Origin of the sequence: Rhodococcus sp. 06-1460-1B (genome assembly GCF_002258475.1) — a bacterium.
Classification (GTDB): Bacteria; Actinomycetota; Actinomycetes; order Mycobacteriales; family Mycobacteriaceae; genus Rhodococcoides; species Rhodococcoides fascians.
This window is the reverse complement of the sequence record NZ_NOYS01000035.1, coordinates 57,128-80,656: the sequence shown is the minus strand read 5'-3', so window position 1 is coordinate 80,656 and position 23,529 is coordinate 57,128. Positions and strand designations below refer to the sequence as shown.

General features: G+C 65.2%; 19 protein-coding genes. 10 read left to right on the top strand and 9 right to left on the bottom strand.

The annotated features are described in order from the left end of the window. Positions 1 to 34 precede the first annotated feature (34 nt). From CH268_RS21260 to CH268_RS21250, 3 genes are all read left to right on the top strand, one after another. On the top strand, positions 35 to 703 hold the full coding sequence (locus CH268_RS21260) for a class I SAM-dependent methyltransferase (protein WP_081701651.1): 669 nt from the start codon (positions 35 to 37) through the stop codon (positions 701 to 703). A 10-nt stretch (positions 704 to 713) separates the two neighbouring features. After that, entirely contained in the window at positions 714 to 1,076 is a 363-nt protein-coding gene (locus CH268_RS21255; protein WP_048315843.1) for a VanZ family protein, read from the top strand. Between the two features lie 153 nt (positions 1,077 to 1,229). Beyond that, complete coding sequence (locus tag CH268_RS21250) at positions 1,230 to 2,729, top strand: stealth family protein (protein WP_027497987.1); 1,500 nt, start codon at positions 1,230 to 1,232, stop codon at positions 2,727 to 2,729. Here CH268_RS21250 and CH268_RS21245 read toward each other — a convergent pair. Next, positions 2,726 to 3,637, bottom strand: coding sequence for a phosphodiesterase (locus CH268_RS21245; RefSeq protein WP_094665835.1), 912 nt, complete (start codon positions 3,635 to 3,637; stop codon positions 2,726 to 2,728). The two genes, CH268_RS21250 and CH268_RS21245, sit on opposite strands and share 4 nt — an antisense overlap. A gap of 158 nt (positions 3,638 to 3,795) precedes the next feature. Between CH268_RS21245 and CH268_RS21240 the strand changes: the two genes are divergently transcribed. Continuing rightward, on the top strand, positions 3,796 to 4,605 hold the full coding sequence (locus CH268_RS21240) for an alpha/beta hydrolase (protein ID WP_094665834.1): 810 nt from the start codon (positions 3,796 to 3,798) through the stop codon (positions 4,603 to 4,605). A 69-nt stretch (positions 4,606 to 4,674) separates the two neighbouring features. On the opposite strand, the gene CH268_RS21235 is transcribed toward CH268_RS21240, so the two are convergent. Next, a complete protein-coding gene (locus tag CH268_RS21235) occupies positions 4,675 to 5,802 on the bottom strand; it encodes an acyl-CoA dehydrogenase family protein (protein ID WP_032375479.1) in 1,128 nt (375 codons plus the stop codon). 16 nt (positions 5,803 to 5,818) lie between these two features. Next, positions 5,819 to 6,994 (bottom strand): acyl-CoA dehydrogenase family protein, encoded by a 1,176-nt coding sequence (locus CH268_RS21230; protein ID WP_094665814.1) that lies wholly within the window; start codon positions 6,992 to 6,994, stop codon positions 5,819 to 5,821. Positions 6,995 to 7,072: 78 nt separating this feature from the next. Here CH268_RS21230 and CH268_RS21225 point away from each other — a divergent pair, with 78 nt between their 5' ends. Genes CH268_RS21225 through CH268_RS21210 form a run of 4 tightly spaced genes read left to right on the top strand, consistent with a single transcriptional unit; the run spans position 7,073 to position 10,397 of the window. After that, complete coding sequence (locus CH268_RS21225; RefSeq protein ID WP_094665813.1) at positions 7,073 to 7,627, top strand: histidine phosphatase family protein; 555 nt, start codon at positions 7,073 to 7,075, stop codon at positions 7,625 to 7,627. Between the two features lie 14 nt (positions 7,628 to 7,641). After that, the gene (locus CH268_RS21220; protein ID WP_094665812.1) at positions 7,642 to 8,124 is read left to right on the top strand and encodes a RidA family protein; all 483 of its coding nucleotides are present in this window, start codon (positions 7,642 to 7,644) and stop codon (positions 8,122 to 8,124) included. Positions 8,125 to 8,163: 39 nt separating this feature from the next. Continuing rightward, positions 8,164 to 9,654 (top strand): ABC transporter substrate-binding protein/permease, encoded by a 1,491-nt coding sequence (locus tag CH268_RS21215; protein WP_094665811.1) that lies wholly within the window; start codon positions 8,164 to 8,166, stop codon positions 9,652 to 9,654. Next, entirely contained in the window at positions 9,651 to 10,397 is a 747-nt protein-coding gene (locus CH268_RS21210; protein WP_094665810.1) for an amino acid ABC transporter ATP-binding protein, read from the top strand. The genes CH268_RS21215 and CH268_RS21210 overlap by 4 nt, the downstream gene beginning before the upstream one ends. A gap of 108 nt (positions 10,398 to 10,505) precedes the next feature. Here CH268_RS21210 and CH268_RS21205 read toward each other — a convergent pair whose 3' ends face one another. The 4 genes from CH268_RS21205 to CH268_RS21190 form a co-directional block, all read right to left on the bottom strand. After that, the gene (locus CH268_RS21205) at positions 10,506 to 12,572 is read right to left on the bottom strand and encodes a xanthine dehydrogenase family protein molybdopterin-binding subunit (RefSeq protein ID WP_094665809.1); all 2,067 of its coding nucleotides are present in this window, start codon (positions 12,570 to 12,572) and stop codon (positions 10,506 to 10,508) included. Next, entirely contained in the window at positions 12,569 to 13,582 is a 1,014-nt protein-coding gene (locus tag CH268_RS21200) for an FAD binding domain-containing protein (protein WP_094665808.1), read from the bottom strand. The genes CH268_RS21205 and CH268_RS21200 overlap by 4 nt, the downstream gene beginning before the upstream one ends. Next, complete coding sequence (locus tag CH268_RS21195; RefSeq protein ID WP_094665833.1) at positions 13,579 to 14,079, bottom strand: 2Fe-2S iron-sulfur cluster-binding protein; 501 nt, start codon at positions 14,077 to 14,079, stop codon at positions 13,579 to 13,581. The genes CH268_RS21200 and CH268_RS21195 overlap by 4 nt, the downstream gene beginning before the upstream one ends. Positions 14,080 to 14,177: 98 nt before the next feature. Then, positions 14,178 to 15,980 (bottom strand): DEAD/DEAH box helicase, encoded by a 1,803-nt coding sequence (locus CH268_RS21190; RefSeq protein ID WP_032364895.1) that lies wholly within the window; start codon positions 15,978 to 15,980, stop codon positions 14,178 to 14,180. A 277-nt stretch (positions 15,981 to 16,257) separates the two neighbouring features. Between CH268_RS21190 and CH268_RS21185 the strand changes: the two genes are divergently transcribed. Further along, positions 16,258 to 18,045 (top strand): AMP-dependent synthetase/ligase, encoded by a 1,788-nt coding sequence (locus tag CH268_RS21185; RefSeq protein WP_176458019.1) that lies wholly within the window; start codon positions 16,258 to 16,260, stop codon positions 18,043 to 18,045. Positions 18,046 to 18,135: 90 nt separating this feature from the next. On the opposite strand, the gene CH268_RS21180 is transcribed toward CH268_RS21185, so the two are convergent. Beyond that, on the bottom strand, positions 18,136 to 18,753 hold the full coding sequence (locus CH268_RS21180) for an alpha/beta hydrolase (protein WP_094665806.1): 618 nt from the start codon (positions 18,751 to 18,753) through the stop codon (positions 18,136 to 18,138). Between the two features lie 81 nt (positions 18,754 to 18,834). On the opposite strand from CH268_RS21180, the gene CH268_RS21175 reads away from it, so the two are divergent. Then, positions 18,835 to 22,284, top strand: coding sequence for a TM0106 family RecB-like putative nuclease (locus CH268_RS21175; protein ID WP_094665805.1), 3,450 nt, complete (start codon positions 18,835 to 18,837; stop codon positions 22,282 to 22,284). Here CH268_RS21175 and CH268_RS21170 read toward each other — a convergent pair. Further along, the gene (locus tag CH268_RS21170; protein ID WP_094665804.1) at positions 22,254 to 23,468 is read right to left on the bottom strand and encodes an alanine racemase; all 1,215 of its coding nucleotides are present in this window, start codon (positions 23,466 to 23,468) and stop codon (positions 22,254 to 22,256) included. The genes CH268_RS21175 and CH268_RS21170 overlap by 31 nt on opposite strands. Positions 23,469 to 23,529: the final 61 nt, after the last annotated feature.

The window sequence follows — 23,529 nt, the reverse complement described above, 5'->3', positions numbered from 1 at the left end:
TGCGCTCGGGGACGACAGCGGGCAGTCTCGAACCATGGCCGACCACACACCTGCGCACACTCATCCAGCCGACCCGACCCACCCGGAACCGGATTTCGAGAACGGTGCCTTCGACGAATCGTTCTGGGACAACCTCTACAACCAACGCACCGCCATCTGGAGCGGAAATCCCAACGCCGTGTTGGTACAGGAAGCGTCCGAGCTGATTCCGGGCCGCGCCCTGGACATCGGCTGCGGTGAAGGTGCCGACTCACTCTGGCTGGCCGGCGAAGGATGGAACGTGACCGGCGTCGACATCTCCGATGTGGCTCTCGGCCGCGCTCGCGCCGCACAGCAGGCACTCGGGTCACAGACGCTCGCGGTGGATTGGCGTCAGGAAGACGTTCTGGACTGGACTCCCCCGGCCGCGGCGTTCGATCTGGTGTCGGTGCACTTCTTGCAGGTGCCGCCGGACGAATTGGAACTGACCACCCGCAGGTTCGCCGCGGCGGTCGCGACGAAGGGCCGTCTACTGATCGTCGGGCACAGTCCCAGCGACAGCCACGCCTCGCAGCATCCGGCCAAGCACCGACTGTTCGCACCGGAACCGGTCGTCGCTGCGGCGGGCGACGGGTTCGAGGTGATCCACGCCGAACACCGCACCCGGACGACGCCGGACGGCGACGAGCGAATCGACACAGTGGTGGTGCTGCAGCGCCGGTAAACTCTTCGCAGTGATCTCGCAGTCGACGTACCGAATTCCCCTGGCCGTCACGTTCGTCGTCGCGCTGATCGTTCTCTTCACCCCCGCGTCCGGGGTGCCTTCCGGCTTTCAGCACAGCGACAAGATCATTCATTGCATCCTGTTCGCTGCTCTCGCCTACACCTCCCGACTCGCCGGCGTCGGCTGGGTCAGCACCGCACTGTGGGTGTCGGCGTTCGCAGTGGTATCGGAGTTCCTGCAGGCGATCCTGCCGCTCGGTCGCTCCGGATCGGCCGCCGACGCACTCGCCGACGCCGTCGGTATCGCACTGGGCCTGGTCGCAGCGAGCAGGGTTCTACCGCAGCGCGTCCGCAAGGCACCGCACCTGCACTAGACTGAGACGGCACCGGGGTTCCTCGGCCAGCGCGAACACTCCGGAAGGAACGTCATCACCTCGTCTTCTGCCCCGCACGATATCTACCTCGTTCCACCGGAGCACGAGACCAACGATGCCGTCACCCGAGAATCCGACGCTGCCGCCGCGCGCTTGAGCGAACGGTCCGACGTCGTCAGCCACGACGGCCGCTACGCACTGACCATCACCTCGACCACCCCGCACCAGGCGATGGTCGAAGATCTGCTGTTCGTGCGCGCCGTGCTCGACGCCGCGCGGATCAAGTACCTACTGGTGCGCGGCAACGACGAGCGTCCCGTCATCGCCATAGAACTGGCCGCTCGCGAGGCACTGACCACGGCCCTGGTGCATGCCTGCCGCGCCGAGCCCTTCTACTCCAAGACCGTCGACGCCCGCGGAAAAGCGGTACTGGTAGCCGATGGCACCTTGTCGCCGTCGTCGAACGCGCGCATCGTGCGGCTCTACCGCCCACGTGTCGAGCCGTTCAGCGGGCTCTACTACGGCGCATCGACCGCGGTGCAGATCGAGCTGTGGTCGTTCTCACCGTCCGAGATCGTGCTGCCGATCGAGAACTCGCTCACTCGCCGCAACATCCGGCCCGACGAGGCCGTCCGCGGCACCGTCGAGCGCTTCGGCCGAACCTGGCCGACCATCGAGAACATGTTCGCCGACCACGCGTCGGACATCAATTTCGACATCGACATCGTGTTCTCGTGGGTCGACGGTTCGTCCGCAGAATTCCAGGCTCAACGCGCCCGCCGGATGGCGAACTACGTCGTCGGCGAAGGCGACGATTCGGCCGCCCGGTACCGGCAGATCGACGAACTGAAGTACGCACTGCGGTCGATTCACCTGTACGCGCCGTGGATCAGGCGCATCTTCGTCGCCACCGACTCACCGAGGCCGGCGTGGCTCGCCGACCATCCCAAGGTGACGTTCGTGCCGAGCGAGGCGTTCTTCGTCGATACCTCCGTACTGCCGACGCACAATTCGCAGGCCGTCGAATGCCAGCTGCACCACATCCCCGGGTTGTCCGAGCACTTCCTGTACTCGAACGACGACATGTTCTTCGGTCGCCCCGTCAGCCCGTCGATGTTCTTCTCCCCCGGCGGAATCAGCATGTTCATCGAGGCGACGACGCGAATCGGATTGGGCTACAGCGACGCCGACCGCAGCGGCTTCGAGAACGCGGCACGCGTGAACCGTCGGATCCTGCAGGACCGCTTCGGGATGACGACCACCCGGCACCTCGAGCATGCGGCAACGCCGTTGCGCCGCAGCGTGATGCAGGAAATGGAGAACGAGTTCCCCGACGAGTTCGCCTCCACCGCTGCCAGTGCATTCCGCGCGAGTACGAACATCTCGGTCACGAATTCGCTGTACCACTACTACGCGCTGATGAGCGGACGCGCCGTGGTCCAGAAGGATGCGAAGGTTCGGTACATCGACACCACGTCCGTCGCGGGTCTCGAGTTGATGGAGAAGCTGCTGCCCAAAAGATCGGTCGACTTCTTCTGCCTCAACGACGGCAGCTTCCCGGAGGTCGACCTCGATCTGCGCACGCGCACCGTGACGCAGTTCCTGGACAAGTACTTCCCCATCGTCGCCCCCTGGGAACGCACCCAGAACTAGGCGTCGCTGAACAACTTTCGACGGGCGCTGTCGGCAATGGTCACTCCCGCTGCGTCGAGCCGACGCGCGGTCTCCTCTGCCGACACTGCCTCTCCCACAGTGTCGTACGAGCCCGTCGGTACCACCGAATGGACGACGGTGTCGTCGTAGAGGTGAACCAGGTTGTAGCCCTGGGCTCCGTCGCGACCGCGCAACCCGCCGGCGGGGACATTGAGATCCTGGGTGTAGCACGTGGCCGACGCGACCGAGACGGGAATGCCCGCGAACGTCGCTGTCGTCGAATAGTGCAGATGTCCAGCGAGTATCGATCGCACGTCGCTGCCGCGCAGCACGTCCGCCAGGCGCGGCTGATCGATGAGCTCGACCAGAACTGCGAGATCGAGCACGGTCGGTACCGGCGGGTGGTGCATCGCCAGGATCGTGCCGAACTCGGCAGGGGTTACGAGAGTGTTTGCGAGCCAGGCCAATTGCTCGTCGGCGAGCTCACCGTGATGCTTTCCGGGGACGGTCGTATCCAGGGTGACGATGCGAAGCCCGTCGACGTCGTGCACGCGATCGATGGACTGCCCGCTCGGTTCGGCGTCGAGCAGGGTCCGACGGAACGTCGCGCGGTCGTCGTGATTGCCCATCGCCCAGACGATCTGCGCGCCGAGCTCCTCGGCCACCGGCTCGACCAGAGCGCGGAGCTTCTCGTAGGCGCCCGCCTCGCCCTTGTCCGTCAGATCACCGGTGAACACCAACGCATCGGGCCGCACCCCCGAGTTCCGAACATCGGTCATCACCTGTTCGAGCCGCAACTCACTGTCCACGCCGCCGTACAAGCGACCGCCGCCGTCGACGAGATGCGTGTCGCTGATGTGCAACAAGCAGTGATGGGGACGTGGGTACTCGGCCATCCGAGACTTCATCGAACTCTCGCTCACGATCGGACCTACCGTTTCACGATCACCCGGTCGGGCGAACGCCACTGCCACAAGCCAAGCATACGAGCGTTCACTGAGAAAAAGCTGGTCGAATCCGGACGGTGAACACCGTGGAAACTCCTGGCGTGTGGCAGGTTGAGAACATGACGTCTTCCAAGTGGACCTCCCTGCTCGCAGCCGCGGCACTGACCGTGGGCACGATGCTCGGGATCGGGGTGGCTCCGGCCGCTGCGCAGGGCCTGCCGACCGTTGTCCTCGTGCACGGTGCCTTCGCCGACAGCACCAGCTGGGACGGTGTCGCGGCCAACTTACGCGGCTGCGGCTACCCCGTCGTCACCGCCGAGAACTCACTGCGCGGCCCCGCGATCGATGCGGCCTCGGTGACCGACGTCGTCGAGAACATCGACGGGCCCGTGGTGCTGGTCGGCCATTCCTACGGCGGCACGGTGATCAGCAACGTGCACGCGGACAACGTGGAGGCTCTGGTCTACGTCGCGGCGTTCATGCCGGTCGAAGGCGAACCCGTCGCCCTCGAACTCGACCCGTTCCGATTCCCCGTGACGGCTCTGGTCCCACCCGTGATCGGGCTGTCGATCGTCGACGATTCGACCAACCTGATCGGCAAGAACGTCGACTCGTACATCACGCCCGCGCTCTTCCGTCCGTTCTTCGCCCCCGATGTCACCGAGGAGCAGGCCGCCCGCATGGCGGCGCACCAGAAGACCATCGCTGCCGGTGCCTTGCTCGAACCGAGCGGTCCGCCGTCCTGGGCGCATACGCCGTCGTGGGCGCTGATCCCCCAGCAGGATCAGATCATCCCGACGTCGGCCGAGCGGTTCATGGCGCAGCGGGCCGGCGCCCGGGTGACCGAGGTGCCGGGCTCGCACGCCATCCTGGTCTCGAACCCCGCGGCTGTGGCCGACCTTGTGGTGCAGGCGGATTCGGGTAGCTGACGCGTCCGACAGACGACAACGGGCCCGACCACCTGGACGAGGTGGCCGGGCCCGTGTTCTTCTACCGGATCAGATTCCGATGAGGTCGTGATCGCCGACCTTGTCCGACAGGATGCGCAGGTGCTCGTCGGCCCCACCGAGAGTGTGCTCGATGGCCACGAGCCGACTGGTGTAGTGCCCGACGGGATATTCGGCCGTGACGCCGATTCCGCCGTGCAGCTGAATTGCCTCCTGGCCGATCTTGCGACCGGAACGCGAGATCTGCAGCTTGGCGCGCGAGGCGATGGTCGTGTCGACATTGCCGTCCGCCAACGACATCGTGGCGTAGAGGCTCATGCTGCGGGCCAGCTCGAGTAGCACGTACATGTCCGCCGCACGGAAGGTGAGCGCCTGGAACTTGGCCAGCGGAACCCCGAACTGCTTGCGCTGCTTGAGGTAATCGGTGGTCAGCCGCAGCGCCTCCTCCATTGCTCCCACTGCCTCGGCACACAGTGCGGCCTGTGCGCGCACCTCGGCACCGGTGATCGCAGCGGCTGCGTTCTCGGCCGAACCCAGCGGTTCTGCAGCAACGTCGGAGAATTCGATCTGCGCGGCGCGCTGCCCGTCGTGGGTGGCGTACGACTTGCGGGTCAGCCCGGTCGCGTCGCCGTCGACGACGAACAATCCGGTTCCACCGCCGGGAAGCACGGCACTGACGACGATGACGTCAGCGCTGCCGCCGTGCGGAACCGGGTTCTTGACGCCGCTGATCGACCACGATCCACCGTCCTCGGTCGCCGTGGTGGCGACCTCGACGTTGGGCCAGCGACTGCCGGATTCGTTGTGCGCGAACGCCAACATCGACGAGCCCTCGGCCACGGGTGGCAGAAGTCGCTTGCGCTGATCGGCTGAGCCGAGCTCGGAGATGAGCCCGCCGGGCACGAGAACGGCGTCGAGAATGGGCTCCGGCGCGAGCCGGCGTCCGACCTCGGTCATGACCGCCATGATCTCCACGGGACCGGCATCCATCCCGCCGTCGTCCTCGCTGAACGTCAGACCCAGCAGACCGACCTCGGCCAGTTGCTTCCAGACGTCGGTGCTCCACCCCAGCTCACCGGCCACGATCTTGTTGCGCTTCTCGGTGTCGTAAGCGCGCGAAAGAACCTCACGGGTGGTGTCGCGCAGCAGTTTCTGCTCTTCGTTGAGTTCGAAATCCATGTCTTCAGATGCTCCCTTACAGTCCGAGAATCGCCGACGCGATGATGGTGCGCTGAACCTCGTTCGAGCCGCCGTAGATCGAGACCTTGCGATAGTTGAGGTAGTTCGGTACCGACCGCTGCGCCCAACCGTCGCTCTCGATGTCCTCGCCTGCCTCGTAGGGCAAGGAGTCCGGCCCGGCGATGTCCATCAGCAATTCGGTTGTGGTCTGCTGCAATTCGGAACCCCGCAGCTTCAGAATCGACGATGCCGGGTTCGGCTTGCCGTCGTCCGAGCTCGAGACCATCCGCAACTGGGTGAGCTCGAGGGCGAGCAGTTCGTTCTCCACCTCGGCCAGCTTGGCCGCGAACAGTGGATCCTCGAGCAGCGTCCCGGTGCCGACCTTCGTCTGCGCGGCGTGCTTCTTCGCCTGTCCCAGTCGAACTTTGGTGTGTCCGGCGCGGGCGACGCCGGTGCGCTCGTTGCCGAGCAGGAACTTCGCGTAGCTCCAGCCCTGGTTCTCCTCGCCCACGAGGTTCTCGGCCGGGACGCGGACGTTGTCGAAGAACACCTCGTTGACCTCGACGCTGCCGTCGACCAGCTTGATGGGACGCATCTCGATGCCGGGGGTGTTCAGATCGATGAGCAGGAACGAAATTCCGGCCTGCTTCTTCGGTGCATCGGGGTTGGTGCGTACCAACGCGAAGATCCAGTCGGCGTACTGGCCGAGAGTGGTCCACGTCTTCTGGCCGTTGACGATGTAGTCGTCACCGTCGCGGATGGCAGTGGTGCGCAACGACGCCAGGTCGGATCCGGCCTCGGGCTCGGAGAACCCCTGACACCACCAGATGTCGAGGTTCGCCGTCTTGGGCAGGAACTTCTCCTTGATCTCCTGCGAGCCGAAGGTCGCAATGACCGGGCCGACCATCGAGGCGTTGAACGCCAGCGGCTCGGGTACCGAGGCCAGCTGCATTTCGTCGAGCCAGATGTGCCGCTGGACAGCGGTCCAGTCGCGCCCGCCGAACTCAGCAGGCCAGTGCGGCACAGCCAGGCCGTTCTCGTTCAGGATTCGCATGGTCGTAACCACCTCGTCCTTGCTCAACTCCTGACCCGTCGCGTTCTTCTCGCGAATCTCGGCGGGGATCTTCGTGGTGAAGAACGTCCGCATCTCGTCGCGGAACGCGGCCTCTTCTTCTGTCAGGGCAAGATTCATCGACAATCCTCCGTGCTCGTTCGCTTATCTCGGTATCGACCGTACTCCCTGGTAACTCTGGGATATTCTCCGCTCACTATGACTTTTCTGGCACTGGTTCGGCACGGTGAAACGAACTGGAATCTGCACGGGCGTCTACAGGGCTCTTCGGACATTCCTCTCAACGACACCGGCCGTGCTCAGGCCCGTGAGGCCGGCTACCAATTGGAGTTCCGTACGTGGGATCACCTGATCAGTTCGCCGCTGATCCGGGCCTCGGAAACCGCGGACATCATCGGCGCTCACCTGGGCCTGACCCGCACCGTCGAATTTCCCGATCTGGCCGAACGACACTTCGGCGACGCCGAAGGATTCACCGACTGGGACGCGTACTCGCACTGGCCGGACGGCCGGTACCCGGGCTTGGAGCCGCGTTCGAACCTGATCGTGCGCGGTGTGCGAGCCGTCGACGAGATCGCCTCGCGCTATCCGGACTCCGCGGTGATCGCCGTGGCCCACGGCGGCGTCATTCGAGCCATCTTCGACGCCATCCGTCGACGACACTCCCCCCGAATACTCAACGCCGGTGTGTCCACACTCGAACACGACGGCACCCGATGGACGGTTCGCACCATCAACGGCGTTGCGGTCTGACAGGATTTTCGTCCATGGAGATCGAACGTCGCATCGCCGAACTCGGCTTCGAGCTGCCCGGTGAACCGAGCGCACCACCGGGATTCGAGTTCTCCTTCGACTGGGTTCGCGTGCGCGGCAACCGAGTCTTCGTCTCGGGTCATTCGCCGCTCGCACCGGACGGAACCCTCGCCGGTCCGTTCGGTGCGGTGCCGTCCGAAGTCGACCTCGACGCCGCCACCGACGCCGCGCGTGACACCGCCCTCGCGGTTTTGGGCAGCCTCGCCCGTGCCATCGGAGATCTCGATCGAATCAGCGCGTGGCTGACCGTCACCGGCTCGGTCAATGCCGATCACGGCTTCACTCAGACCACCACCGTCGTCAACGGGTTCTCTGATCTGGTGTTGGCGATCTTCGGACCCGAAATCGGTGCGCATGCGCGGACTGCGCTGGGAGCGGCCGCATTGCCGATGAACAACACCGTCGTCGTGTCAGCGGAACTGGAGATCGACGGGTAGGTTTTTCTCCACTCGTCATTACAGCGAAAGCAGGCCTAGATGGTGCGCAGATCCACTCTGGTTCTGGTCGCGATTCTGATCGGCATACTCGGATTGTCCGGGTGTAGTTCGTCGTCGCAATCCCTCCTGGACCGAGTGCGCGACGACGGTGTACTCGTCGTCGGCACCGAGGGCACGTACAGCCCGTTCAGTTATCAGGGCGGGGACGGCCAACTCACCGGCTACGACATCGACGTCATCAACGCGGTCGGCGACGAACTGGGCGTCCGCGTCGACTTCGTGCAGACCCCCTTCGACTCGATCTTCGCCGGGCTGCAATCGCAACGCTTCGACCTGATCGCGAACCAGGTGTCGATCACCCCCGCCCGGCAGTCGACCTACGACCTGTCCAAGCCGTACACGGTGTCCGAAGGCCAGATTCTCACCGCCGCGAACAACACCACGATCACCTCGACGGCCGATCTGGCCGGCAAGACCACCGCCCAATCGTCGACGAGCAACTGGGCCGAGGTCGCTGCAGACGCGGGCGCGAACGTCGAGGCGGTCGAGGGATTCGTCCAAGCGGTCGCGCTCGTCAAGGACGGCCGGGTGGACGCCACCGTCAACGACTCGCTCGCCATCGCGGAATACCTGCAGCAGACCGGCGACACGGGAGTGCGGGTCTCCGGAAACACGGGCGACACGACGCTGCAGTCCTTCGTGGCCCGCAAGAACAGTGGCCTGATGGACGAGGTCGACGCGGCGATCGACACCCTCCGTGACAACGGCACCATCGCCGAGATCTCGAAGAAGTACTTCGGCAGCGACGTCGCGGCACCGACCTCCGACACCGCGGCACCGGTGAGCGAGGACGCAGGAACCACTGCGCCGTCGAAGATGCAGTTGGTACTCGACAACCTGTGGCCGATGCTGAAGGCGACGGTCACCATGACGATCCCGCTGACCGCCGTCAGTTTCGTTGTGGGACTGGTCATCGCGCTGGCCGTGGCACTCGCCCGGATCTCGTCGATCAAGCCCCTCGCCGCAGTGGCCCGGTTCTACGTCTCGATCATTCGCGGCACTCCCCTACTGCTGCAGCTGTTCATCATCTTCTACGGCCTGCCGCAGTTCGGCATCGTGATCTCGCCGTTTCCGGCGGCCGTCGTGGCGTTCTCGCTCAATGTCGGCGGCTACGCGGCCGAAGTCATTCGCGCTGCGATACTGAGCGTGGCCAAGGGCCAGTGGGAGGCCGCGCAGACGATCGGCATGGGTTACCGAACCACGTTGCAGCGCATCGTGCTTCCGCAGGCACTGCGCACCGCCGTGCCGCCGCTGTCGAACACGTTGATCTCGCTGGTCAAGGACACCTCGCTGGCATCGACCATCCTGGTGACCGAACTGCTGCGCGTCGCGCAGCTGGCGGCGGCTCCGACGTTCGACTTCTTCACGCTGTACTCCGTTGCCGCCCTGTACTACTGGGTGATCTGCATAATTCTCTCGTTCTTCCAAGGTAAACTCGAAGTCCGACTCGACAGGTACGTGGCGAAATGACAGACCTGCTGGAAGTATCCGCACTGAAGAAATCGTTCGGACCGATCGAGGTACTGAAGGACGTCTCGTTCACCGTGCCGTCGGGCACCGTCACCGTCATCATCGGGCCGTCCGGCTCCGGCAAGACCACAGTGCTGCGAACGCTCAACGCTCTCGACCGAGCCGATGCCGGCCTGATCCGCATCGGCGACGTGTCGGTCGACTTCGCCGAGCCCGTGGACGCCGCGCGACTGCGCCACTTCCGCGCGCAGAGCGGCATGGTGTTCCAGAGCCACAATCTGTTTCCCCACAAGACCGTGCTGCAGAACATCATCGAGGGACCGGTGATCGTCCAGAAGCGGTCCAAGGACGACGCCACTCGCGACGCACACGCGATCCTCGACCAGATCGGCCTCGACGCCAAGTCAGATCAGTACCCGTTCCAGCTTTCCGGTGGCCAACAGCAACGCGTCGGAATCGCCAGAGCCCTCGCCTTACGACCCAAGCTGATGCTGTTCGACGAGCCGACCTCCGCGCTCGATCCCGAACTGGTCGGCGAAGTACTGGGCGTCATCAAAGGCCTTGCCGCAGAAGGATGGACGATGGTGATCGTCACCCACGAGATCCGTTTCGCCCAGCAGGTGGCCGATCAGGTGTTGTTCCTCGAGAACGGCATCGTCGTCGAACGCGGGACACCCGAGCAGGTTCTCGCGAACCCGACCGAGCCCCGCACCCGACAGTTCCTACAGCGGATTCTGGCGTAGAGGGGCTGCGCCCCCTGTGAGTGGAGCCTGCGAAACGAATCCGTTGAGGCAGGTGAGTGGAACTTCGTAGCAGGGGTCGAGTTTCCACTCACATGCGGCGACGACGCTCTAGAGGTGCGGTAGCACCTTGTCCAGGGTGATCGGGAGGTCGCGGACTCGGACACCGGTGGCGTTGTAGACCGCATTGCCGATAGCTGCCGACGAGCCCACCGCACCGATCTCACCGATTCCCTTACCGCCCATCGGTGCGAGCTCGGTGTCGACCTCCTCGATCCACACGGCCTCGAGATCGGTGACGTCCGCACAGGCCGGGATGTGGTACTCGGCGAGGTCGTGGTTGGCGAAGCCGCCGAATTCGTGATCGACGACGCCGCTCTCCATCAACGCCATTCCGAGTCCGAACGTCATGCCGCCGATGAGCTGCGACCGGGCCAGTCGTGGATTCATCACCTTCCCGATGCCGAACACCCCCAACATCCGGCGCACGCGTACTTCACCGGTGTCGACGTCGACTGCCACCTCGGCGAACTGGGCACCGAACGCCATGCGCGCCAACTCTTTCTGGGCCTCGACGTCGTCGGTTGTATCGGCCTCGGCGGAGTTACCCGGCTGCAACGGTCCCTGGTCCCGCAATGCGGTGCAGACCTTGGTGACCGCCCAACCCCAGGAGGAGGTTCCCGAGGATCCACCGGCACCGGGGGCCTTGGGCAGAGCGCTGTCGCCCAGTTCCAGTGTGACGGCATCCGCGTCGACCTCGAGCGCATCGGCGGCAATCTGTCGCAGCACGGTCCGCGCACCGGTTCCGATGTCGGATGCAGCGACGGACACCGTGATCGTGCCGTCCTGCTCGACGCGAGCCGCCGCGGTACTCGGCGAGATCAGCACCGGGTAACTCGCTGTGGCGACGCCCATTCCGAGCAGAGTATTGCCTTCTCGGCGTCGGCCCGGCGTGGAGTCTCGACGGTCCCAGCCGAATCGCTCGGCACCCTCGCGCAGGCACTGCACCACACTGCGGGAGCTGAACGGATTCCCACTCGCGGGATCGACGTCGGGTTCGTTGCGGATCCGAAGCTCGATCGGATCGATTCCGGTGGCCGTTGCCAATTCGTCGATCGCCGTCTCGACTGCAAACATGCCGGGTGCCTCACCCGGGGCTCGCATCCAGCGCGGGGTGCCGACATCCAGCGCGGCGAGCCGATGCGTTGTGGCGCGGTTGGGCGAGGCATAGATGTGCCGGGTCGATTCCGACGTCTGCTCACAGAACTCGAAGATCGTGCTCGTCTGTTGGAAGGAATCGTGAGCGATGGCCTGCAGCCTGCCACTCGAATCCGCACCGAGGCGAACGTGATTGAGGGTCGGGGTGCGGTATCCGACGACATCGAACAGGGCCTGCCTCGGCAGAACCAGCTTGACGGTCTTGCCGGTTGCTCGCGCCGCCATCGCAGCGAGAACTGCGTTGGGCCGAGTACTGCCCTTCGCTCCGAAGCCTCCGCCGACGTTCTCGGCAATCACGCGAACATTCGCGGGTTCCAGTCCGAACGCCGTGGCAAGATCCCCCTGAACTCCCGACGGTGCCTGCGTCGAATCCCAGACCGTGAGTACACCATCGGACCATTGAGCCGTCGTGGCATGCGGTTCCATCGGACTGTTGTGCATCGGAGCCGTCGAGTACCAGTTGTCGACGACGTGCTCGGCCGTCGTCAATGCAGCGTCCGGATCACCGACCGTGACGTCGGTGGGGAACCCCGCGTTGACGGACTCGGGCGCATACAGCGAGCTGTGATCGGCGCTCAGGGTGTTGTCGGGTGAGCGAACGTCGGCGTATCGCACCTGTACTCGGGCAGAGGCCGCGCGGGCATCCTGGAGGGTGTCGGCCAGAACGACGGCCACGATCTGGCCGCGGTAAGCAACGGAATCCGATTGCAGCACATGCAGTTCCGCATCTTCCACCTCGCCCAGCTTCTCGGCGTTGCCGTGCCACAGGAGCGCGTGGACCGCCGGGCCCCCGTCAGCGAGTTCAACGTTCTCGACCGTCCCGACGGGAACCGTCGCGGGCACGTACCATGCGTACACCTGGCCGGCGATCGGCGGCTGCTCGGCGGCGTAGCGCGCTCGGCCGGTGACCTTGTCGACGGACTCGGTGCGCTGAATCGACTGGCCGATCGACGCAGTCATGACCGATCTCCCAACTCTTCGTGTGTGCCCAGCTCTGCCAATTCCACCAGAGTGCGCGTCACCAGATTCGTGACCAGCGGAACTTTGAAGGCGTTGTCTCGCAGGGGCTCTGCTGCCTGCAGTTCCTCGGTGATCGCAGCCCGGAACGACGCCTCGTCGGGCGCGGTTCCGAGCAGTGCATGTTCGGCGGTTCGGGCCCGCCACGGTCGATGCGCGACGCCGCCCAGCGCGATCGACACCCCACGTACGATTCCGTCCTCGACGTCGAGCACAGCACCGATGGACGCGACCGCGAACGCGTACGACTGCCTGTCCCGTACCTTGCGATACGTCGAGACAGTGCCGTCGGCAGCCTTCGGAATTTCGATGGCGGTGACGATTTCGTCTCGGGCGACAGTGTTGTCCCGCGTCGGATCATCGCCGGGCAAACGGTAGAACTCGTCCATCTCGAGTTTCCGTTCACCGTCGACTCCGCGGACGACGATGCGCGCGTCGAGAGCCGACAGCGCGACGGCCATGTCGGACGGATGCGTCGCCACGCACGACGACGAGGCTCCGAGGATGGCGAGGTTTCGATGCTCGCCGTTACGTGCCGGACAACCCGAGCCGGGTTCGCGCTTGTTGCACGGCTTGGATGCGTCCATGAAGTAGACGCATCGGGTGCGCTGGAACAGGTTTCCACCGGTGGTGGCCATGTTGCGTAGCTGGCCCGAGGCCCCGGACAGCACTGCCCGCGAGAGCACCGGATACCGCTGGCGGACAACCGGATGCACCGCGAGATCACTGTTGGACACCCCGGATCCGATCCGCAACGCTCCGTCGTCGGCGACGTCGATGTCGTGCAACGGCAATCGCGTCACATCGATCAACGCCGATGGTGCGGCCACACCCAGCTTCATCAGATCGACCAGATTGGTGCCGCCACCGAGCAACATTGCGTTCTCGTCCCCCGCCAGGCGTTCGAGAGCGTCGTCGATCGCAGTGGCGGTTCGGTATTCGAAGGTTCTCATGACGCGTCCTGCACTGCGGGAACGATGTTCGCGTACGCACCGCAGCGGCACAGGTTGCCGCTCATGCGTTCGCGCACTTCGCCGGAGTCGAGTTCGACATCGGTGGCCTCGAGGTCGTTGGTGACCGCGCTGGGCCAGCCCTGTTTCGCCTCCTCGATCACCGCGACCGCCGAGCAGATCTGCCCGGACGTGCAGTACCCGCACTGGAACGCGTCACGATCGACGAAAGCCTGCTGCACGGGATGCAGAGTGTCGCCGTCGGACAGTCCCTCGACCGTGATGATCTCGCGCCCGACCTGCGCGACGGCGAACGTGAGGCAACTGTTGATTCGCCGGCCGTCGACCAGGACGGTGCAGGCACCACACTGACCGTGGTCGCACCCCTTCTTGGCCCCGACGAGATCCAGGTTCTCGCGAAGTGCGTCGAGCAGAGTGGATCGAGTGTCGCAGTCGATCTCACGATCGGTTCCATTGACACGCAGAGTGACGTTGGTCATGCACGTGCGGATACCCGGGGCCTGAGCCATCAAACGCTCGAGCCGGCGGGTCGTGCGCGGAACTTCGTAGCGGGCTACGAAGTTCCGCGCACGTGGTGCTAGCGCTTGCCCTTGAACTTTCCGCCGCCGCGCGGACCGCCACTGCGTCCGGGAGGACCGGAGTCGGGCTGCAGCTGAATCAACACGCCGCTGATGCGGGTGCGGCGCAGCGCCTCGACCGTCTCGTCGGCGAGGTCGGCAGGCAACTCGACCAGCGAATGGTCGGGACGAATGCTGATGTGCCCGAAGTCGCTTCGACGCAGACCGCCTTCGTTGGCGATGGCACCGACGATGGCACCGGGAGCGACGTGATGACGCTTACCGACGCTGATGCGGTACGTCGCCATTTCCTGGCCGGTCTTGCGGTGGTGCGAGCTGGCCGCATCCTCGTCGAACGTCCGCGGTGGCCGCGGCTCCCGAGGCTCGCGGGGTGCCCGCGGCGGGGCAGGCGGCTCGGGCTTGAGCAGGAAGGCTTCGCCGTCGCGCGACTGGATGGCCAGCGCTGCTGCGATGTCGACCAGCGGCACGTCGTGCTCGCGCTCGTAGTCCTCGATGAGACGGCGGAACAGCGCCAGATTCTCGTTGCCGAGGCTCTCGGTGATGGAGTCCTTGAACTTCGTCACGCGTTGCGCATTGACGTCGTCGACGCTGGGGAGCTGCATCTCGGTGATGGGCTGCCGCGTCGCGCGCTCGATGGCCTTGAGCAGGTGACGCTCCCGGGGCGCGACGAACAGCAGAGCCTGACCGGCGCGACCCGCGCGGCCGGTACGACCGATGCGGTGCACGTAGGACTCGGTGTCGTGCGGGATGTCGTAGTTGATGACGTGCGAGATGCGGTCGACGTCGAGACCACGAGCCGCAACGTCGGTGGCCACCAGAATGTCGATCTGGCCGTTCTTGAGCTGGCCGATGGTGCGCTCACGCTGTGCCTGCACGATGTCGCCGTTGATCGCGGCGGCGGAGAATCCCCGGGCGCGCAACTTCTCGGCAAGCTCTTCGGTGGCCTGCTTGGTGCGCACGAACATGATCATGGCCTCGAACTCTTCGACCTCGAAGATTCGAGTGAGCGCCTCGAGCTTGCGCTGATGCGCCACCTGCACGTATCGCTGCGTGATGTTCGGTGCCGTCGACGTCTTGGTCTTGACGGTGATCTCCACTGGATCGTGCAGGTACTGCTTGGAGATCTTGCGAATCGCGGCCGGCATCGTGGCCGAGAACAACGCGACCTGCTTGTACTCGGGAGTGTCGGAGAGGATGCGCTCCACGTCCTCCTGGAACCCCATCTTGAGCATCTCGTCGGCCTCATCGAGCACGAGGTACTCGAGCCCGGACAGGTCGAGCGTGCCCTTCTCGAGGTGGTCGATGACGCGACCCGGGGTGCCGACGATGATCTGCGCACCCTTGCGCAGGCCGGACAGCTGGATCCCGTAGGCCTGGCCGCCGTAGATGGGCAGAATGTGCAGACCCGGGATGTGGGTGGCGTACTTGCCGAACGCCTCGGCCACCTGCAGCGCGAGCTCGCGGGTCGGTGCCAGCACCAGCGCCTGCGGCGTCCGACGCGAGACGTCGAGACGGGACAGGATCGGCACTGCGAACGCAGCGGTCTTACCCGTTCCGGTCTGCGCAAGGCCGACGACGTCATTGCCCGCCATCAACGGCGGGATGGTGGCCGCCTGGATGGGCGACGGGCTCTCGTATCCGACGTCGCGCAGGGCCTTCAGGACCCGCTCGTCTATTCCGAGATCGGCAAAAGTGATGTCGTCATCCGCTGTCGAAGAAGACTCACCTGCGTGGACGGGAGGGGAGGAACTCGTCTCGTCAGACGTCACGGCGGCATCCTGATCAGATTCTGAAGTGCTCATATACACCCGAGTTTAGTACCTGCCCGGCCCCCGCGACTCCTTCTGCGCTGATCAGGTGACGAAAACAGCGGTGATGGGGGCACGCACACACGGCCCTGCAAGGGCGACCCGACGGAGACACACGACCGGACACCGTTATGTTGTACCCCGAGTCACACTCACCTCCCCCGAAAAACGACCGAAAATTCACAAAGCGGACAACCTCGGTGGTGCGTTACGGACTCGGGTGTGATGAAATGCACAACTACCACGCTATTTATCCGTAAGGGGTCCAGCAGTGCGCGAATATTCTGTGCCGGCGTCATTCACCATTCCCGACGACGCATCCATGGCCGACACCGTCTTCCGGTACCAGAAGGAAGCACCGAACTTCGTCCCGTTCCAGCGCCTGGTGAACGGCACCTGGACCGATGTCACCGCGGGTCAGTTCGCCAAAGAGGTCACCGCGGTGGCCAAGGGCCTGATCGCGTCGGGCGTCGAACTCGGCGACCGCGTCGCCATTCTCAGCGCGACCCGCTACGAGTGGGTCGTCCTGGACTACGCCATCTGGACCGCCGGCGGATGCACCGTCGCGATCTACGAGACCTCGTCTGCAGATCAGGCGCAGTGGATCCTCGAGGACTCCGCGACCAAGCTGCTGATCGTCGAGACCGCGTCGCACGTCTCGAACCTGAAGGACGTCACCGACGGGGCCGCCGACTTGCGTGAGGTACTCCAGATCGACGGCGGAGCCATCGACGAACTGACCACGCGCGGCGCAGGAGTCAGCGACGAGGACGTCCATACCCGTCGACACCAGGTCACTGCCGCCTCCCCCGCGACCCTGATCTACACCTCGGGCACCACCGGCCGCCCCAAGGGTGTGCAGCTGACACACGCGAACTTCTACGCCGAGGTCCAGGCCACCCAGATCGCGCTGCACGACTCCATGCGCGAGGGCAACCGCACCTTGATGTTCCTGCCGATGGCGCACGTGTTCGCCCGCGCGGTGTCGTTCGGCTCGTTCGAGTCGAAGGTGACCGTGGGCCACACCTCGGACGTATCGACCCTGGTGGATCAGTTCGCCGTCTTCAAGCCGAACTTCATTCTGTCGGTGCCGCGCGTGTTCGAGAAGGTCTACAACTCGGCCAAGCAGAAGGCACACGACGGCGGCAAGGGCAGCATCTTCGACAAGGCCGCCGCGACGGCCATCGAGTGGAGCGAGGCCCAGGAGAAGGGCGGCGCAGGCCTGGTCCTCAACCTCAAGCACACCGTCTTCGACAAGCTCGTCTACTCCAAGTTGCGGGCTGCGCTCGGCGGCAACTGCGATCGTGCGGTCTCGGGCGGCGGCCCCCTCGGCGCTCGCCTCGGCCACTTCTTCCGCGGCGCAGGGGTACCGGTCTACGAGGGCTACGGACTGACCGAGACCAGCGCGGCCGTCACCGTCAACACCACCAAGGAACAGCGCGTGGGCACCGTCGGCAAGCCCATCGACGGCCATGCGGTCAAGGTCGCCGAAGACGGCGAACTGCTGCTCAAGGGGCCGGTGGTGTTCAGCGGCTACTGGCACAACGAGAAGGCCACTGCCGAAGCGATCGTCGACGGCTGGTTCCACACCGGCGACCTCGGCTCGATCGACCAGGAAGGCTTCGTCTCGATCACCGGCCGCAAGAAGGAAATCATCGTCACCGCAGGCGGCAAGAACGTCGCCCCCGCGGTGCTCGAGGACGCGCTGCGCGCCAACGCGATCATCAGCCAGTGCCTCGTCGTCGGTGACGCAAAGCCGTTCATCGGTGCGCTCATCACCCTTGACCCCGAAGCAATGCCGGGCTGGCTCGAACGCCACAACCTCGCTGCCGACATCCCGTTCTCGGAGCTGTCGAAGAACGCCGACCTCGTCGCCGAGATCGACAAGGCCGTGGCCGAGGCCAACAAGAAGGTCTCCAACCCCGAGCAGATCAAGAAGTACACGATCCTCGAGAACGACTTCACCGTCGAGACCGGCGAGCTGACTCCCACGATGAAGCTCAAGCGCAACATCATCCACACCGAACGTGGCAGCGACATCGAGGCCATCTACTCGTAGATCTCCCAGCACGAGTGCCGAAGGGCCCGACGCGAGCAATCGCGTCGGGCCCTTCGTCGTACAGCATGTGATCGTCAGTGCATGTGGTCGTCAGTGCATGTGATCGTCGAGGAATTCGGCGACCACCGTGGTCACGGCCTGGTGAATCTTTTCGTGCAGCAGATCGTGTCCGCCGTCCTCGAACTCGCGCAGGCTCGCCTGCGGAACGCGTCCGATCCATTCACGCACGGCATCGACCGGTGCCAGACGATCGTCGACGCCGTGCACGGCCAGCAACGGGATGACGTTGTCGGACAGGTCGTCGACAGAACCGGTCACGGACTTGGGCGTGCCGCACAGGATTGCGCATCGGACGGCCTCGGGATGCGCACCCAGCGCTGCGATGGCCGTCGCGGCACCGAGCGAGTGGCCCATCAGGGCGAACGACAGCTCGGGGTGCTCGGCCTCGGCGATGTCGATCAACTGCAGCGCGTTCTGGGCGAGACCGGGGATCTGTGCTGCGTCGGTCAGTTCACCCTCGGTCAGGCCGTGCCCCACGTGATCGACCGCCCACACGTCCACCCCACGCTCGTTCAGCAGCCGCGCGAAGCGGTGGTAATGGGCGCTGTTCTGGCCGAGACCGTGCAGGAAAACGAGACCGAATCGAGCGTCGGCGACGGTCCAGGTTCGATAGTGGACAGCACCGGTGGCTCCGTCGAAAAAAGGCATTGGATCATTTTGCCTGTTCCCGCCGGCTTCCGCGCGCAACGTGACCGGTGCCGCTGTCGCGGGTCGCTAGGGTGGACGCTTGTGTTCCTCCTCGGCGATCAGGTCGTCTACAGCGCCAGCGACCTCGCCGCGGCGGCGTCCTGCGAATTCGGCCTGCTCCGACGACTGGACGCTGTCACCGGCCTGATCCCCCGGCAGAGCGTCGCAGCCGACCCGATGCTCGACCGCACGTCCACGCTCGGATTCGAGCACGAACGACGCCAACTCGAGGCGTTCGAGCAGCGTTTTCCCGGTGGCGTCCTGACCATGGACCGACCGGGCCGCACCGCACAGGAACTGGCGGACGCGGCGTCGGAGACCTTCACTGCCCTGACCTCACGCACGCCGGTGCTGTACCAGGCCACCTTCTTCGACGGACGGTTTCTCGGTTTCTGCGACTTCTTGGTTGCCGACGGTTCTCGTTACACCGTCTACGACACGAAACTGTCGAGACATGCAAAGGTGCCGGCGCTGCTGCAGTTGGCCGCGTACGCCGACGCGCTGCAGGCCGGGGGTATCACTCCGAGCGAACAGGTGCATCTGATGCTCGGCGACGGCAGCGACTCCGCGCACGCGCTGGCCGACATTCTTCCGGTCTACCGGCAGTCGAGAGCACACCTGCAGCACATTCTCGACGAGCATCACGCCGAGGGCTCCGTCGTCGAGTGGTTCGATCCGCGGTATTCGGGATGCGGGCAGTGCGATGCCTGCACCGCCGAGGTGGAGCAGCATCGCGATCTGGTGCTCGTCGCCGGCATGCGCGGCAGCACCAGGGACCGCCTACTGGACGCAGGTATTTCATCGATCGACGAGCTCGCCGAGTCGAGTACCCCGGTGGACGGCATGTCCTCCCGGACACTGGAGAACCTGCGGTCGCAGGCGGCCTTGCAGGTACGCCAAGAGCGCAGCGGGGCAGCCGAATTCGAGATCTTCGACGCCGAGGCACTGGGGGTGATTCCCGAGCCCGACGACGGGGACATCTTCTTCGACTTCGAGGGAGATCCGCTGTACGCGGAATCCGGTTCGTCCGACTGGGGTCTCGAGTACCTGTTCGGCGTCTACACCGCGGACGGCGACTTCCTGCCGTTCTGGGCGCACGACCGTGCGCAGGAACGTCGTGCGCTCATCGACTTCCTCGACTACGTCGCCGCCCGCCGAGTCGAGTATCCGAAGATGCACGTGTATCACTATGCGCCGTACGAGAAGACGGCTCTGCTGCGGCTGGCCGGCCGGTACGGGGTGGGCGAGGACGCCGTCGACGATCTGCTGCGAGAGAACGTTCTGGTGGACCTCTACCCCGTCGTGCGGTCGGCTGTTCGGATCGGTGCCCGCTCGTACAGCATCAAGAAACTCGAACCGCTGTACATGCCCGCGGCCCGTGACGGAGACGTCACCGACGCGGCGGCGTCGATCGTCGAATACGCGCACTGGTGCGAACTGCGCGACCGAGGCAAGGACGCCGAGGCGGCAGCTCTGCTCGCCGACATTGCCGAGTACAACCGCACCGACTGCGAATCGACACTGCGACTGCGTGATTGGCTGCTCGATCGGGCGTCGGACGCTGGAGTGGCACCGCGGTCGCCGCAGCAGCTGGACCTCGAGGAGGTCGTCGACCGCACCGCGACCCCACTCGAACTCGAACTGGCCGAGCACTCCGGACTGCCGTGGGATCGCACGCCGACGCAGCACGCGCTCGGATTGTTCGCCGGTGCCATCGGATATCACCGACGAGAGAACAAGCCGTTCTGGTGGGGCCACTACGACCGTCTGACCCATCCGCTCGACGAATGGGCCGACGCCGCGGACGTATTGAAGGTCGAGCGCGCCGAGCTGGTGCACGACTGGATGAAAACTGCACCCGGACAACGGGTGCTGCGTCGTCAGGTCAAACTGGTCGGGCACCTGAGCAACGGCGTGCTGTCCGGCTCGAAGGTGAAGCTGCTGTACGAGAACCCGGCGCCGGAGGGGTTGACGAAGCAGCAACCGACGCATCGGGCCACCACATCGGTCGAGATCGTGCAGACCGGGTACGAGGGAACCCTGGATGTGGTTGTCGTACAAGAGAATCTACGCAAGGGCGTGGAGGAGTACACCGATTTCCCGGTTGCCACCGCCCCCGAGCCGCCGCCGAACACCAAGCATCTCGAGCAGGCGATCGTCTCCGTCGCAACCGAGGTTCTCGGCGGGTTGCCGGAACTGCCGCGAACTGCCGTCGCCGATCTGCTGATGCGCTCGACGCCTCGAACCCGTTCCGGCTCCGGCCTTCCTGCGGTCCACGACAACGACTACGCACACGCGATCACGGCCGCGCTGCTCGATCTCGACCATTCGTACGTCGCGGTGCAGGGCCCGCCCGGCACCGGGAAGACCTACACGGCGGCGCGCGTCATCGAACACCTGGTGAACACCCATCACTGGCGGATCGGGGTGGTCGGCCAGTCGCATCACGTGGTGAACAACCTGCTCGACACCATCGTCGGGGCCGGGGTCGACGCCTCGAAAGTGGGCAAGAAGGCCCCGACCGCGCACACCGTCGTGGACATCGCCGGATACTCGCACTTCGTCACCGAGGCCGACGAGGGCTGCGTCATCGGCGGCACCGCTTGGGATTTCTCCAACCCCGGCCGAATACCACCCGGCTCCCTCGATCTACTCGTCGTCGACGAGGCCGGTCAGTTCTCCCTCGCCAACACCATCGCGGTCTCGGTATCGGCGCGCAATCTGCTGCTTCTCGGCGACCCGGCGCAGCTCCCCCAGGTCAGTCAGGGCACCCACCCCGAGCCCGTCGACGAATCGGCCCTCGGATGGCTGACGACCGGGCACGCCACCCTGCCCGCCGACCGCGGCTACTTCCTGGCGACGACGTGGCGGATGCATCCGGATCTGTGCGCGCCGGTGTCGACGCTGTCGTACGAGGGCAAGCTCGAATCGAACAAGCATGTGACACAGTCACGTTCGCTGTCGGGTCTGGAACCGGGCCTGCACGTCGTCCTTCTGGACCACCACGGCAATTCCACCGACTCGATCGAGGAAGCCGACGAGATCGTCACGCGGGTCCGGTCGTTGCTCGGTCGGCCGTGGGTGGACCCCGCACACGGCAGCGACCCGCGACCGATGCAGCAGTCCGACTTTCTGGTGGTCGCGGCCTACAACGCGCAGGTCGCCGTCATCGTCGAGCAACTCGCAGCCGCCGGGCTCGACGAGGTGTCGGTGGGAACCGTCGACAAATTCCAGGGCCGTCAAGCGCCCGTGGTCCTCATCTCCATGGCAGCGTCGGCCATCGAGGACGTGCCCCGGGGAATGGGATTTCTGTTGTCGCGCAACAGACTCAACGTCGCCATCTCCCGCGGTCAGTGGGCCGCGATCCTGGTGCGCTCGCGCGCGCTGACCCACTATCTGCCGTCGACCCCGGACGGACTCGTCACGCTCGGCACGTTCATGCGGTTGTGCGAGAACGCACGTCAGCCGAACGCCATACCCTCGCCGCGGTAGGTGGGAACGGCGTCGACCGATCCGTCGGAATGCACCAGAGTCAGGGTGTCGAACCGCTCGCACAACTCCCCGGCCTTGGCGTGGCGGAACCAGATTCGATCGCCGATGCGCACCTCCTCGGCGCCGCTCACCGGGGTCTGCACCTCCCCCGCGCCCTCGTTGCGCAGCAGTTTCAGGCCCGACGCGACAACGCCCGCTGCCCTCCTGGACCAGCCCACCGGTCGGGGTGATCGCGACCAGGACGCCGGGCCCGACGCGATGTAGCCGCCGCCGAACGCGGTGGCGATCCGCGGAGTCGGCTTGCGCACCACCGGCAGTGCGAAGAACAGCGAGGGTTCGGCCGAGAACGCGCGATACCGATCGAACAGGGTCGGCGCGAACAGACCCGAACCCGCGGTGACCTCGGTGACGGCCGGATCCGCGGCAGAGAAATCGATCGACCCGGTACCACCGCTGTTGACGATCTCGAGCGGCCCGATCGCCGCGGTCACGGCGTCCACCACTGCTGTTCTCCGCGCACCGATCTCACGAGACGACAGCGACTTCATCAGCTCGACAGCGACGTTGGCGTCGGGAACACCGGCGATCTGCGCCTCGTAGAACATCAACCCCACCACCCGGAACCCCCGCGAGCGAGCCTGACGGGCGAACTGCGCCACCTGCTCCGGATCCCGAAGCGGAGAGCGCCTGACCCCGATGTGCAGCGGCCCCACCCGCAACGATGCGTCCACGTCGATACAGATGCGGGGCTTGAGCAGGTCGCTCCGAGCGGCGTCTCGGACGAGGTCCAGTTGCGCGACGTCATCGACCATCAACGTGATGCGCCCCGACAGCACGCGGTCGTTGACCACCTCGGCGAGCGCCGTTCGATCGACCGTCGGGTACCCCATCAGAATGTCGTCGACGCCGTCCCGCGCCAACCAGATCGCTTCGCGCAGCGAATAGGCCATCACTCCGGATACACCCTGCGCCGCGAGGACCCGATTCAACACGGCTCGGCACCGCACCGACTTGCTGGCGATCCTGATCGGTACACCGTTCGCGCGGGCGCGCAGTGCTGCAGCATTGGCATCGAGAGCTGTCAGATCGACTGCTGCCGAAGGAGATTCGAGACCCTCGGTGGCTGCGGCAATGCGGGACAGCGGGGTCGTAGCGGTGGTGGTGTCACCGGCGATCGAACTCATTCGGCACATTCCTTCGTCGTCGTTGCCGGGCCGACACAGTCAAACACTCCGCAGCCGAGAA